Below are 13737 nucleotides of genomic sequence, written 5' to 3' on the forward strand. Positions count from 1 at the left end.
ACGCCTGCCCGCTGGCGCCTGGGAACCTTGGCCATCAAAGAGTCCTGAGTAAATTACAAGCCATTCTGAAATCCAGAACAGCGGAAGTTATTAAAAGCCTCTGCACTCTAGCCAAAAATATCAAAAAAAAATAGAAAAAAAAGGATTTGCACCTAAAATTTTAGATATAAATAAAAAAATTCCTTTTTCTATTGAAGAACTTTTACTATCTACTGAAAAAGACTCTTTTAAAATTTTTAAGAGATTAATTAAATATTATGAAAAAGAAAAAATCACCTCGTTTACGCACAGTAGATAAGGTAAAACCACCTTATCTACTTAATAATTTTCCGAAAAACTTTGGATTGAATCTTGGTCGTGAAATTGTTTACCTACTCGCTACCAAAGGACGACCTGCAATTGCTGGTGAAGAATGGGAAGAAATGTTTTCAAATTGTATCGGCGCCACATGGAAACCATCAAACATAGGTCTTGACGATGTAATATTGGGTTCCTGCGCTTGGGGTGCTAAAACAGTAAAAAATATAAATCCTTCGAAGGCAAAAAAAGTTCGCCTTATTTCGGGAAGAAACTCACCTATATATTCATATGGAGAATCTAATATATCAATTGAAGCTGATCCTATGGAATTGGGCGAGCAAATATTGACAATTTGGAATGAACGTGTATCATCATTACGAGAAAAGTTTAAACATCTCAGGACTATTGTATTAGTAAAATCGAACGACCTATCTGAAGTGGTAGTATTCGAATATGATACCATACGATATGAACCAGAATTATTTACTTGGGCATGGAATAAAAATAAAAATTTGGAAGGCAATGATAAAATCACTAATTCACATAAATTTACTTGGCAACCTCATGGGTCTCAATTTACAATTATTGAAAAATTGCCATCAGATTTTTTAATAATAAATATCAAATTACCAAACAAGCTTGATAAGGACTTGATATTAGATGGGATTGGATTTGATAATAATTGGATTAAAGTGAGTACTTCAAATGGTTGATACATTTACAAGAGAAAAGCGTTCAGAAATAATGACTTCTGTAAAATCTTCCGGGAATAAATCAACTGAACTTAAACTTATAAAAACCTTTAAACTATACGGTATTAGTGGCTGGCGCAGAAAATATGGTTTATTTGGGAATCCTGATTTTGTGTTTCCGAAGAAAAGAATTGTTTTATTTGCTGATGGATGTTTCTGGCATGGTCATGACTGCAGAAAGCTAATTCCTGCTACTAATAAAAATTATTGGATAGAAAAGATATCACGAAATAAAAAACGAGACAAATTAGTTACAGAAAGTCTAATTGAAGATGGTTGGGATGTGTTAAGGCTTTGGGAATGTAAGATAAAACAAAAAATTTTAAGCCAAAAAGTTGTTACTAAATTATTATTTTGATCGGCTTTTAAGATAAGTTTTCCACGATATTATAGATTAAGAATTTATTGCATGGACTAATTCTCATCCTACCTTAGTAACCAATCTTTTGACCTGCTGAAATGAACATCCGTCGGCGTAATGATTACAAACCTATGCCGCGCCTTTCTCCCATGAAACTTCCGAAGTTGTATGCAGCCCGCCTCGAATCTTGAAATCGCCGTAAACTGTTACCATTTTAGGTTCCACAGCTTCCACGAAATCTCCGAGGATTCTGTTCACCACATGCTCATGAAAAATTCCCACATTGCGATACGACATCAGATAAAATTTCAGACTTCTGAGCTCCACACATTTTTTATCCGGCAAGTAGTTAATCGTTATGGTAGCAAAATCAGGAAGTCCGCTCTTCGGGCAGACGCAGGTAAATTCATCAGTGCTGATGTCGAGACCTACATCCGTTTCGGGATATTCGTATTCAAAAGTTTCTAAAATGTCCGGGCGGACCGAATCCGGCGACTTAAAATCGCCTATAATTTCTTTCTCTTTATCCTTCAACTCTCTGATTCCTCATCGTTATTAATATAGACTATCGGATCCTCAATTCCTGCATCTTTAAAGCCGTTTAGTCTCAGAACGCATGATTCACAAACTCCGCATGCTTTATCCTCATTTTTGTAACATGACCAACTCAGATCAAAAGGCGCTCCAAGTTCTATACCCTTTCTGATTACATCACCCTTGCTCATATGTATAAGCGGCGCTATAAGTTTGATTTTTGTCTCCGGTCGAGTACCGATTTCTATCATCTGATTGAATGCTTCAATAAATTCTTCCGTACAATCAGGATAGCCTGCGCTGTCTTCCTCCATCATCCCCACATAGATAGACGCGGCTCCCGTTGCCTCTCCCCACGAAACAGCGATTGAAAGAATATTAGCATTGCGAAACGGAACGTATGTCAGCGGAATACCTATATTCTTTCCACTGAAATCTTCCACAGGAATATTTTTGTCGGTAAGACTCGATGTACCGATTTTCCTTAGATGGTCAATATCCGCCACAAACCTCTTATCGATATTGTAATAATCGGCAATATGATGAAATGCTTCTAACTCACGTTTTTCCGTTAGGTTGCCATAATTGATGTGCATCAGAGCCAGCTCATGACTTTCCGCAGCCACTGCTGTTGCAACAGCTGAATCCAGCCCACCGGATACTGCCACTATTGCTAAATTTTTGTCAATCACTTTATCAATATCAATTTATTAAAAATGCTCACACCCCGAGAGTCTGTTCTCCCCAGATATATTTATGAATCTGCACATTCATCCGAACATCTATTTTATCATCTAACATCCATTTTGCTAACTCGGAGGGACTCAGCACACCGTGCACGGGAGAGAGATTAACGATAGTTTTTTCCTCAAGACCGTTTTCTTTGATAATATTCAAAGCCCACATGTAATCGGCTCTGTCTCCGATAACAAATTTCAGTTCATCACCCGGATTAAGTCTTGATAAGTTATCCCAATTGTTTTCATCCACCATAAGACTTGAAGGGGTCTTGAAGTCAATAATTTTTTTGACCCGCGGGTCAACTTCCTTAGTATCTATTGAACCGCCTGTCTCCAGTAACACTTCGTACTCCTTGTCGCAAAGCTTTTTCATTAAGGCGTAACACTCACCCTGCATCAGCGGTTCTCCGCCGGTTAATTCCACCAAAAGCGGACCGGCCTCTTTTACTTCAGCCATTATCTCTTTTATGCTTTTCTCTTCCCCGCCGAAAAACGCATACGCCGTGTCGCACCAGGCGCAGCGCAAATTACATCCGCTTAAACGAATAAAAACGCAAGGTAATCCCTGATAACTTGATTCTCCCTGAATACTCGTGTATATCTCGTATATCTTCAACAAATTTTGTTCATTCCTACGGTATAATCCAACCGAAAAAAAGGGGCGCAGCTTGCGCCCCTGAATACATTAACACCGTTATATTACTTATTCTTGTTACGAAATCTCATAGCTTCCACAACAGCAATAACCAATCCTATTTTTACCGCTGCGCCCGGTAGAAACGGTATGAATCCAAGTGATAGTGTTTTAGCAACAGCTCCATTCATTATAATCAATAACCAGAGGTTGCCTAAAAGAAAAATAGTTACCGTTCCTGCAATTAAGGCAATAATCAATCGACTTCGTTCTTTCGACTCTCCTAAGATTAACCCGACTACCTTGGGCGCAACAATAAACCCTGCAAGAAATCCGCCCGTAGCTCCTGATAACAATGCTAATCCTGATGTCATACCGGCAAATATTGGTAATCCGATAACTCCGGCTGATACGTATATAATCTGGGACATCGAACCTTTTCTACCACCGAGTATAACTCCTGAAAGGAGTACGACAAACGTTTGCATCGTAATAGGTATCGGTGTGAATGGCAGCGGGATACGAATAAGAGCGGCAATCGCGGTGAGAAGAGCAAATCCAGCCACAGGCAGACCGATTCTCAATATATCGCCCTGCTCTATTGTTTTCGCCTTCGTGAAAATTGATCTAATGTTCTGATTCAATTACTTCTCCTTCGTTAAAATGGCAGATCATCGTCGTCATCATCAATGTTGTCTGTTGATGCCGGCGGCTCCTGAGTTTTTGGAGGACCCCCGGCACTGCTTCCGCTGCCACCTTCTGCGCGCGAGCCGAGCATAGTTATAGTATCAGCAACGATTTCAGTCATATACTTTTTCTGCCCGTCCTGCTCCCACGAACGAGTTTGGAGCTTTCCCTCAATAGACACCAATTGACCCTTTTTGAGCCATTCCCCAACAAATTCTGCTTGTCGCCGCCAGGCAACGATTCTGTGCCATTCGGTCTTTTCCTTCTGATTACCGTCACTATCTTTCCATTTTTCTGATGTGGCAAGACTAATTTGTGCTTGTGCCGTGCCATTTGGGGTGTATTTCAGTTCAGGATCATTACCGAGGCGTCCGATTAAAATCACTTTGTTCATACTACTGACAGCATATGCCATAGCTTACTCCATTATATAATTTGAATTAAAAATTTACGAGATGATGAATAAAACAGCAAGCTATTTGCTTCCGGAGCTGAGGCTTCTAAGCATTTTATAGAGCAATTCATCTTCTTTTTCACCAACATTAATAAAAAGGGTCAATGCGGTTCTCGTTTTACCATGTGCTGCCGTAATAACTTCCTGCATCCCCTGGTTGCTGATAACATCAACTTTTATCTTGAGTAATGTGTCAATGAGATTTTCCGGCAGAAATTTTTCGTTCCAATCTGACGCCCAGACTCCTTTCTTTGTGTTTACTCCCAAATTTTCCGTCACCTTTATCCCTTCAGTGGTCAATTCCGAATCATAAACCCCGGTCATATCAGGAAATCGCTCTCCAAATTCATCAACGTTGGCTCCTACCAATGGATTGCTGCCTGAAAGGTTTATATGATCTTCCGCCCAAAACAACTGTTCTTCAATTGCGTCGCCCTTCAACTGTTCGCCTTTTCCAAAAACGATCAGTTCTTCAATACCTAACAGCTGTAGTAATCTTATGCCGAGAGCCTTGAGCCGCACATCATATCGAATTCCGGATTCAAACACCGGCTCTGTAACAACGAGCGCTCCCGGAGCTAATTCTCCGAAATAAATTCCACCGGCTCTGATCTTTTGGTCATCAAGACCGGGCAGGGTTGAATACTGAATGAAATTATCCGCGGAAAATTTTATAGTCGGTAGCTGGTTATTCCCGAGAAAAAACGCTCTATTACTTTCATATTGGAACCTACTTCGGATTGCCTCTGAGGCTGATAAAAACCGTTCGTAGAGGTTTAAATCATTCACTTTTCTCTTCAACTACGTCATCAGTAACGTCTTCGAAAGGACTGCTTTCGCTTTCGTTTTCAGGATCTGAAGCAGGAGATTCTTCCAAGTCGTCAACTATTTTTTCCTTGACCTCAGCTATCTCTTCCGCACTGTTTTCAACAATTCGAAACTCTTTTTCTTCGACGTTAACCTCGCCAAACATTTCCAACAGTTCAACCTGAGAACTTAGGATGCTCTTCAGTTTGACCGCAAATGAATCTCTTAAGACCGTTAATCTTGTAATCTCATCTTCAATTCTCGATGCTTTTTTTCTCGCACCTTCCAATATTTTATCGGCGTGAAGCTCCGCATCGCCCACAATAAGCTCCGCTTCCTTTCTGGAATTTTCCATTAAGCGGTCTGTGGTTTCTTTAGCGCTTACGAGAGTATCCTGAAGACTTTTTTCCACCCTTCTATACTCTTCTATTTCCTTTTCGAGGCGTTTGCTCTTTTGCTCAAACTCCCTGCGGTCTTGCTGCAATTTTTCAAATTCTTCCGCCGCAAGTTCGAGGAATGCCTGTACCTCGTACTTATCGTATCCGCGTATTCCTTTTTTAAATTCCCATTTCCGTATGTCAATCGGTGTAAGTTTCAATGGTAACCTCCAGCCTTACTTAAGCCTGAATCCGATATCGAGAAGGCTTTCGACAACGAATATATCAGCGAAATAAAGAATTAACATTGCCGCCATTGGTGAAAAATCCATTGCTCCACCCGGCAAATACTTTCTAATAGGTTCAAGAACCGGTTCGGTTACATTTATTAAAAAACTGTAATATTGGCTGCTTTTATCAACCTCAATCCACGAGATGACTGCCCGTATAATAAATAAGACGTATCCTACGCTTATAATCAAATCCAAAATCTTTCCGATTGCCACTAATAAATTGCCTATAACTACCATCTACCCTCCATCATTTACGCTCGCCGAAAAGCGCACGACCGATTCGAACCATCGTAGCGCCCTCTTCAATTGCTATTTCAAAATCGTTAGTCATTCCCATTGACAGACTTTTCATCTCTATACCGTCAATCTCAGATTTAGCCGCTTTGTCATAAAGCCGTTTCAATTTTTTAAATGCCGTTCGAATTTCATTCTCGTCATCCGTGTGCGGACCAATGGTCATCAATCCGTCGATATTTAGACCCGCGGTTTCGGATATTTCAGACAGAATGTCTATTACACTGTCCGGTTCTACTCCGAATTTAGTACTTTCGCCTGAAGTGTTCACTTCCAAAAGCAGTTCTTTCCCCACAGCGTTCTGGTCGGCAATCTTAGAGGCAAGTTTCAAGCTATCTACAGAATGTATCACATCGAATAGCTCCACAGCTTTTTTAACTTTATTGGTTTGCAGGTGACCAACCAAATGTTTTTTGAATTCTCCCTCCACTTCCGAAAATTTCCACGCCGCTTCCTGCACCCGATTCTCACCTATTTCCGTTATACCCTCGCTAATCGCTTCCCGAATAACCTCAGGACCTAATGTTTTCGTTATTCCGACCACCCTGACTTTTCCGGTCTCTCTACCGGAATGCTGCTCGGCTGCCCTCACTCTGTCAAGTGTGTGCCGTATATTGTCTATTATAGAAAACGTTGTAACATTCAATTTAGGTTACGTTAATATATTTTTATCTATCGCAAAAATCAAGCGGTTTGGGCTGCAACTATTCTTTCTTTTTAAGCACAATACGATTTTTTATGTCCTCCATCTGCCAACCCTCAACAGCCATTTCCTCTCGTAATTTATCAGCTTCTTCCCATTTTTTTGCGTTTCTTGCTGCGGCTCTTTGCTTAGCCATTTCTTGGATATGTGGAGGCGGTTTCCCTCCCCTTGTTTCAATAGTAATTTCTAATCCATCTGATATTCTTATGTTGTCATTTATTTCAATTTGTTCCATTGGGTTCAAGTTAAGTACTTGATCAAATTTTCCGAACGTTTCTATTATTTCCAAAGCGCTTTGTTTGCCTAATTTGCCCTTATCTCTTAACCGGTTCATCTCTCCAATCATACCAAATACAGCATTAAATGCTCCGGTAACATAAAGATTGTCGTCAAGTGCCTGCTCAAATTTTGAAGTGTATTCCGCTAGCTTTTCTTTGATTTTGACATTACTATTATCCCCTTCTACTCTTTTCATTGAAGCTAGGAAACTTTTTATCCTTTTGATCTTCCCATCGGCATCATTTAGCAGTTCGGCAGTCAAGTCAAGCTGTGAGCGGTAATGAGTGGATAATAGTGCAAGCCTTATTGCCTCTGGAGAATGTCCCTCCTCAATCAATTCATCCAATAGTTTGATGTTTCCCTGCGATTTCGACATTTTTTCACCATCTAAAATCAGGTGTGCGCAATGAACCCAATAACTGACAAACTTGCTTCCCGTGGCAGCTTCGCTTTGAGCAATTTCATTTTCATGATGGGGAAAAATGTTATCCACGCCACCGCAGTGAATATCTATCTGCTCGCCAAGGTGAGTCATAGACATTGCCGAGCATTCTATATGCCAGCCGGGGCGACCCTTTCCAAGCGAAGTTTCCCAAAAAATCCCCCCATCACTTTCTTTCCAGGCTTTCCAGAGCACGAAATCGCGCGCGCCGCCTTTTTCGTATTCATCGTCCTGAACTCTCTCGCCGGAACGCATATCTTCGGGATTAAGGTGTACAAGCTTTCCATAATCGGGATATTTATCTATCGAAAAATATATCGAACCGTCATCTGATTTATACGCAAATTCTTTTTCGAGGAGACTGGTGATTAGGGCAACCATTTCATCTATCGTCTCTGTCGCTCTCGGATAAAGATCCGCTTCTTTTATCTTGAGAGTTTTAAGTCCGCCTAAAAAATCTGTTTCATATTTCTTTGTGAATCTGTTCAGCTCTTCTAAATTTCCACCGGATGCGGCGATGGTCTTATCATCAATATCGGTGATGTTCATAACTAATTTTACCTTATATCCGCTGTACTCAAGATATCTTCTGAGAAGATCCTCAAACACATAGGCGCGGTAATTTCCAATATGAGGGTAATCGTAAACCGTTGGTCCGCAGGCATACATTTTCACTTCCCCCTTTATCAAAGGTGTGAATAATTCCTTCTTTCGAGTAAGGGTGTTATAAAGTTTTAGAGCCACATTTAATATTACCATATCTTAAATGCTTATACAAATAAAATATGAGACCAATTTAGTTTAAGCTTAGACTGATTATGATTATAATGGATTTAAGCTATATAATGATAAATTCTTAATGGTGTTGGTGCAATAACTTCATAAAGCTTACTATTGTTATTTAAAATTATATACATTATGTTGGTTTTATATTTTAATATATCTATACATAGTATATAATGAACATATTACGCCCATATTATTAGTTTATGTATAAACTATAAATCGGACTGAAAGCAGTAGCGAAAATTTTCTGTTTATTAGCTTATTAAGATAGGAATCTGTGAATAATTATTTTTTCAAATCTATAATACTACTATATATAGATATGATTAGTGAATTTAGTTTACATATAGTGTATTATAAACAAATAGCGTTTGAAATAACAGTTTATACATAAACCGTTATTCTATTCCTAATACATCAAGCAAAACAGCAAACTCAAATGCCTTTTCTCTTAGATAATCATATCTGCCCGATGCTCCCATATGACCTGCTCCCATTTTTGTTTCAAGTATCAGCAGGTTATCATCGGTCTTAAGCTCCCTCAGCTTCGCTGTCCATTTTGCCGGCTCCCAATATCCCACACGTGGGTCGTTCAAACCAGCCTTGATAAACATATTCGGATAATCCTTTTCGACCACATTATCATATGGAGAATATTTCACCATATAATCGTAATCTTCTTTTACTTTCGGATTACCCCATTCTTCCCACTCGATCGCCGTAAGCGGAATCGTTTCATCCAGCATAGTATTTATCACGTCCACAAACGGCACACTTGCGATAACCAGCTCAAATAATTCCGGCTTCATATTGGTAACGGCTCCCATCAGCAACCCGCCTGCGCTTCCGCCGGAGATAGCCAATTTATCTTTATTCGTATATTTTTCAGCTATCAAATATTCCGCACAAGCGATGAAATCAGTAAACGTATTTATCTTATTTTTCAACTTTCCGTCATCATGCCATACTCTTCCCATCTCTCCGCCGCCACGAATATGCGCTATTGCGTAAACAAATCCTCTGTCTAACAGCGACAATATATTCGAATCAAATGAGGGCTCTCTACTTGACCCATACGAACCGTAGCCATATAACAAGGCTGGACGGCTTCCATCTTTAACATAATCGTTCCGGTATACAATCGAAATCGGGATGCTTTTCCCGTCTGCAGCGGTGGCGAAAATACGACGCGTTGTATAATCCTTTTTATCATAACCGCCAAGCACTTCATATTCTTTTAAAAGCTTTTGTTCTTTGGTTCCCATATCATAATCATAGACGCTTTTCGGCGTGATCATTGAAGTGTAAGTGAACCGGAGTTCCTTTTTGTTAAACTCCCTGTTTCCTCTGGCGCTAAAAGTATATACGGGTTCAGGAAATTCAACATAATAGTGTGTTCCGCTATTCATATCTACTACGCGAATCTGTTTTAATCCCTCCTTTCGTTCATAGACCGCCATATGACCGGCAAACATATCAACGTAATCAATTTTCACATCCTCCCGATGCGGCAAAACCTCTTTCCAGTTTTCCTTGCCGGGATTATCGTCAGAAACTTCCATCAGTTTAAAGTTTAAAGCTTCGTCATTCGTCACTACATAGAATTTTTCCGCATGATGATAAACATAGTATTCCATCATATGTTGGCGTGGATGGAATATCTTGAATTCGCCCTCAGGCTCATCCGCAGAAAGATAACGGACTTCCGTTGTCGTGGCGCTACCCGACTTCAAAATCAGGAATTTTCCGTCTTTCGTTTTACCCGGGGAAAGGAAATATTGTTCATCTTTCTCGTGATAGACCAATTCGTCGGAATCTCCGCTTTCGCCGAGCTTATGCCTGAAGACCTTATCCGGTCGATGCGCCTCATTCAAAGTATTATAAAAGAGAGTTTTATTGTCGTTGCCCCATTCAATCGAATATCCGCCGATATTTTTTACTTCGTCAGGATAAAACTCTCCCGTTTCCAGGTTTTTTATGCGAAGTAAATATCGCTCTGATCCGGTGCTGTCAATGGTTACCGCCACCAGGTTATGATCCGGACTTACTTCAAACGCCCCGATTTCGAAAAAATCATATCCTTCAGCAAGCTTATTCTGGTCAAGCAAAACCTCTTCTTCGGCGTCCAGCGTGCCCTTTTTTCGCGCGTAGATAGGATATTGTTTTCCTTCCTCCGTACGATTGTAATAAAAATATTCTCCCCTTTTTTCCGGGACAGAAAGGTCTGTTTCTCTTATCCTTCCCACCATTTCTTTATATAGCGATTCCTGAAGCTCTTTGGTATGAGATGTCATTTCATCGGTATATTTATTTTCTGCATTCAGATATTCCATAACCCTGGGATTATCTTTATCCCTCAACCAATAATAATTATCTACCCGCTCATGACCGTGCAAAGTCTCTATTTTAGGTATTTTATCAGCAATCGGCGGTTGGGGCGTACGTGTTTTTGCTTTATCTGTCATTATATTTTCTCCAGCTGAACACCCAATTGAAACAATTACTATTGAAACCACAGATATTATCTCTGTTTTCATGAAATCCATTTTTTTAATTGATTATTTTTCCGGCAGCGTAGGATGTTTTAGATGAAAACTTGTTGCATCCTGATACGCTCCGGCTACAGCCAATACCATTCCATCTTCGTACAGATTCCCTGTAAAGGTGATACTCGTTGGAGTATTGTTTTCCCTGAAACCGTTTGGCACAACTACTGCCGGATGTCCTGTTAGATTCGTCATAAGAAGGCTGTTGCCTCCGAATGTCGGAGCGACGAAAACATCTATTTCCTTGAATAATACTTCCATTTGCCTCATCAAAAGTGTTCTTGCCCTGTTAGCATTTATATATTCTACAGCAGGAATCAATCTCGCCTGCCTGAATACGTTAGGCCACGCTTGTTTTATCTGGCGAACAAGTAAATCATCATCTCCCGAGCGTGTTAATTCATCAAACGCCGCTGCTGCTTCCGCGCTGAGTATGAAACTTATATCAAAAACAGGAAAATCAGGTAATTCAATTGGTATCAGCTCCGCGCCCAAAGACCATAAAACATCTACAACCTCATCGTCAATTTTTTTCTGATCGCGTTCTTTTTCAAACTCAGACTTCAGGTAACCTATCTTTATTTTTCTCAGGTTTACTTTTTGATTGTAGTTAAACGGCATATCCTCCACCGTTAGGTCCAATCCATCGGGACCATAAATCTCATTAAACACCAACGCGGCATCGTTCACCGAACGCGTCATTGGGCCCAGCTTGTCCATCGTCCAAGACAACGCCATCACGCCGTGACGGCTAACCATCCCGTATGTCGGTCGCAGCCCCGTGACTCCTGTTCTCGTCGAGGGAGATATGATAGAACCCCATGTCTCTGAACCTATTGCGAATCCCACTAATCCGGCGGATGTAGCGGCACCGGGACCGGCGGATGAACCGCTTGAGCCTTCATCAAGGTTCCATGGATTCTTAGTTTTCCCACCATACCAAACATCGCCCCAGGCTAATGCTCCCATCGTGAGCTTTGCTACGAGAATCGCGCCTGCTTCTTCGAGTTTTTTCACAACTGTAGCATCATAATCGAAAAGCTGCTCTCTGAAGGGCATTCCTCCCCATGTCGTTCTAATCCCGTCAGTAGCCAGCAGGTCTTTAGCGCCCCAGGGTATGCCGTGGAGCGGACCTTTATAATTTCCTGACCGTATGTCGGCATCGGCTTGCCGTGCCTGTTTCATAGCAAGATCTTCGGTTAGTGTTATCACACACTGAAGCGTTGAGCCATATTTTTTTAGTCTGCTAAGGTACATTTCTGTCAATTCAACAGACGTGACCTGCCCGGTTCGTATGAGCTCCGCCAGCCGAGTAACTGTCCAGAAAGCAACATCTTCAAGGTTTTGAGGTCTTCTGACGCCCGTAGGTCTTTTATAACTAAGATTCGGTGGTTTTTCTTTAAATTTCATACCCGGCAGAATAGCGCTGAATGAAAAAGCCGGAGGTACAGAATTCGGCAGATCAATTTCCCTTAATTTCTCATAATTTCCCAGAAGGTCGTTCAAATCTCCGCGCATGGAATCTATTTCGGAGCGTGTAAATTTCAACCCCATTATTTCAGAAGCCTCGGAAATTATTTCTGACGTAATATTCCCCTCTTCTTTCAGCGAGTAGTAAAAAGTGGAAGTTATAAGAGTAAGCAAAACAATTACTCCTAATGTAGAAATTAATTTTTTCCCATTAACTTTTATCATCATTCGTACCTCGAATGTAAATTCAAATCAGTCACTGTTTTTCTATAATCAACTATTTTAAACTTGATGGAAGCCTTGGAGAAGAAAGCAGCAGTATGAATTCTTCCCAGCGTTTCTCCGGGTTGTCGGCACTGCCTCCGCGGGACTCTATATACTCACTTACCAAATCTTTTCCTAAATTATAGTTAATGACATATGCCCTGTATTTATCTATAAACCGTACTCGCTGGGCGGCTCTTTCAGGCGTCATTAGGGCAAGATTCACGAACATTTCTTCTGATTCAGACCTATCTGCATCACCGTTCAAGTACCCCCTCGCAACTTCGTTTGACACGTAATTAAGTTTAGCGACCAAATTGATTACATTATAATATTCTTCCACCCTGCTCGGATCCAAGCCGGCAAGCGGAAATAGTACTTCTCGCTCAAATACGGCTCGCTCTTCTCCCGGAAAAACTACCTCAATGCCAAAATTGGCGCTTCCCTCGGAAATTATTGATTGGGGGCTGTAAAGCGGGTTGACCGTAAATTCCACCCAACCGCGCCCCCGTGCCAATGTTTTTTCTAATAGTGCGTTATAAAGGTGGTGTCCCGGATAGCCTTCGTGACACGCCACGTCAATAGCCCTGTCAATATAAAGCGGGAATTCGGTGTTCAATTGTATAAGGCTGTGGCTGTTGCCCTTATACCAGTTATAGCCTGTCCACGGCTTGCCGGTCACATATTCCAATTCAAAATTATCGTTTTCAGGAAGTTCGATATATTTTGAAGTTCGAATTCGTGCTTCAGTTATGGCTGCTACAAATACTGTGTCGAGCTTATCAATAGGAATTACAAATTCGTTTCTAAAAGTGTTAAACCGTTCTTGAATCGTGCCTGTACCGGGAAGCATTTCGCCGATTTCCCTGACAATCTCTTTAAAGTGACTTTCGGGATATACGGGAGGAGTTACATCGAATATTTCTTTTGCTTCCCTTTCGAATGTGAATTTCACTCCCTCATTCATATCAATCCGCGACATTACCGATTCCAACTGCTTCATCAAGTATTGAT

General features: G+C 40.8%; 15 protein-coding genes. 2 read left to right on the forward strand and 13 right to left on the reverse strand.

Going from position 1 to position 13737, the window contains the following annotated elements; genetic code table 11:
- Positions 1 to 257: 257 nt before the first annotated feature.
- Both IIB39_07845 and vsr read left to right on the forward strand, forming a co-directional pair.
- Positions 258 to 1013 (forward strand): hypothetical protein, encoded by a 756-nt coding sequence (locus IIB39_07845; protein ID MCH8928609.1) that lies wholly within the window; start codon positions 258 to 260, stop codon positions 1011 to 1013.
- Positions 1006 to 1410, forward strand: a complete 405-nt coding sequence (gene vsr / locus IIB39_07850; GenBank protein ID MCH8928610.1) for a DNA mismatch endonuclease Vsr — start codon at positions 1006 to 1008, stop codon at positions 1408 to 1410. The genes IIB39_07845 and vsr overlap by 8 nt, the downstream gene beginning before the upstream one ends.
- Before the next feature lie 132 nt (positions 1411 to 1542).
- Here the strand turns inward: vsr and queF are convergent, their stop codons facing one another.
- From queF to IIB39_07915, 13 genes are all read right to left on the reverse strand, one after another.
- Positions 1543 to 1947 (reverse strand): NADPH-dependent 7-cyano-7-deazaguanine reductase QueF, encoded by a 405-nt coding sequence (gene queF / locus IIB39_07855; GenBank protein MCH8928611.1) that lies wholly within the window; start codon positions 1945 to 1947, stop codon positions 1543 to 1545.
- The gene (queC, locus tag IIB39_07860) at positions 1944 to 2636 is read right to left on the reverse strand and encodes a 7-cyano-7-deazaguanine synthase QueC (GenBank protein MCH8928612.1); all 693 of its coding nucleotides are present in this window, start codon (positions 2634 to 2636) and stop codon (positions 1944 to 1946) included. The genes queF and queC overlap by 4 nt, the downstream gene beginning before the upstream one ends.
- 31 nt (positions 2637 to 2667) lie before the next feature.
- Entirely contained in the window at positions 2668 to 3306 is a 639-nt protein-coding gene (locus IIB39_07865; protein ID MCH8928613.1) for a radical SAM protein, read from the reverse strand.
- Between the two features lie 80 nt (positions 3307 to 3386).
- A complete protein-coding gene (locus IIB39_07870; protein MCH8928614.1) occupies positions 3387 to 3965 on the reverse strand; it encodes a biotin transporter BioY in 579 nt (192 codons plus the stop codon).
- A gap of 14 nt (positions 3966 to 3979) precedes the next feature.
- Positions 3980 to 4423, reverse strand: a complete 444-nt coding sequence (locus IIB39_07875) for a single-stranded DNA-binding protein (protein MCH8928615.1) — start codon at positions 4421 to 4423, stop codon at positions 3980 to 3982.
- A 60-nt stretch (positions 4424 to 4483) separates the two neighbouring features.
- Positions 4484 to 5251, reverse strand: a complete 768-nt coding sequence (locus IIB39_07880) for a hypothetical protein (protein ID MCH8928616.1) — start codon at positions 5249 to 5251, stop codon at positions 4484 to 4486.
- Positions 5244 to 5867: a DivIVA domain-containing protein gene (locus tag IIB39_07885; protein MCH8928617.1), complete on the reverse strand. Its 624-nt coding sequence runs from the start codon at positions 5865 to 5867 to the stop codon at positions 5244 to 5246. Before IIB39_07885 ends, IIB39_07880 begins: the two co-directional genes overlap by 8 nt.
- A 15-nt stretch (positions 5868 to 5882) precedes the next feature.
- Positions 5883 to 6176, reverse strand: coding sequence for a YggT family protein (locus IIB39_07890; GenBank protein MCH8928618.1), 294 nt, complete (start codon positions 6174 to 6176; stop codon positions 5883 to 5885).
- 10 nt (positions 6177 to 6186) lie between these two features.
- Entirely contained in the window at positions 6187 to 6879 is a 693-nt protein-coding gene (locus IIB39_07895) for a YggS family pyridoxal phosphate-dependent enzyme (GenBank protein MCH8928619.1), read from the reverse strand.
- A gap of 58 nt (positions 6880 to 6937) precedes the next feature.
- Positions 6938 to 8416 carry a cysteine--tRNA ligase gene (locus IIB39_07900; GenBank protein ID MCH8928620.1) on the reverse strand — a complete coding sequence of 493 codons (1479 nt, stop codon included), beginning with the start codon at positions 8414 to 8416 and terminating at the stop codon, positions 6938 to 6940.
- A gap of 425 nt (positions 8417 to 8841) precedes the next feature.
- Positions 8842 to 10980: a S9 family peptidase gene (locus IIB39_07905; GenBank protein MCH8928621.1), complete on the reverse strand. Its 2139-nt coding sequence runs from the start codon at positions 10978 to 10980 to the stop codon at positions 8842 to 8844.
- Positions 10981 to 11001: 21 nt separating this feature from the next.
- Positions 11002 to 12684 (reverse strand): amidase, encoded by a 1683-nt coding sequence (locus IIB39_07910; protein MCH8928622.1) that lies wholly within the window; start codon positions 12682 to 12684, stop codon positions 11002 to 11004.
- A 52-nt stretch (positions 12685 to 12736) separates the two neighbouring features.
- The gene (locus tag IIB39_07915) at positions 12737 to 13690 is read right to left on the reverse strand and encodes a hypothetical protein (GenBank protein ID MCH8928623.1); all 954 of its coding nucleotides are present in this window, start codon (positions 13688 to 13690) and stop codon (positions 12737 to 12739) included.
- Positions 13691 to 13737 lie beyond the last annotated feature (47 nt).

It is taken from the genome of Candidatus Neomarinimicrobiota bacterium, from assembly GCA_022573815.1.
GTDB lineage: Bacteria > Fidelibacterota > SORT01 > SORT01 > SORT01 > JACZTG01.

Coding starts and splice junctions, on each gene's coding strand:
- IIB39_07845 (MCH8928609.1), top strand. CDS start 258: ATGAAAAAGAAAAAATCACCTCGTTTACGCACAGTAGATAAGGTAAAA.
- vsr (MCH8928610.1), top strand. CDS start 1,006: ATGGTTGATACATTTACAAGAGAAAAGCGTTCAGAAATAATGACTTCT.
- IIB39_07875 (MCH8928615.1), bottom strand. CDS start 4,423: ATGGCATATGCTGTCAGTAGTATGAACAAAGTGATTTTAATCGGACGC.
- IIB39_07890 (MCH8928618.1), bottom strand. CDS start 6,176: ATGGTAGTTATAGGCAATTTATTAGTGGCAATCGGAAAGATTTTGGAT.
- IIB39_07900 (MCH8928620.1), bottom strand. CDS start 8,416: ATGGTAATATTAAATGTGGCTCTAAAACTTTATAACACCCTTACTCGA.
- IIB39_07905 (MCH8928621.1), bottom strand. CDS start 10,980: ATGAAAACAGAGATAATATCTGTGGTTTCAATAGTAATTGTTTCAATT.
- IIB39_07910 (MCH8928622.1), bottom strand. CDS start 12,684: ATGATAAAAGTTAATGGGAAAAAATTAATTTCTACATTAGGAGTAATT.
- IIB39_07915 (MCH8928623.1), bottom strand. CDS start 13,690: ATGAATGAGGGAGTGAAATTCACATTCGAAAGGGAAGCAAAAGAAATA.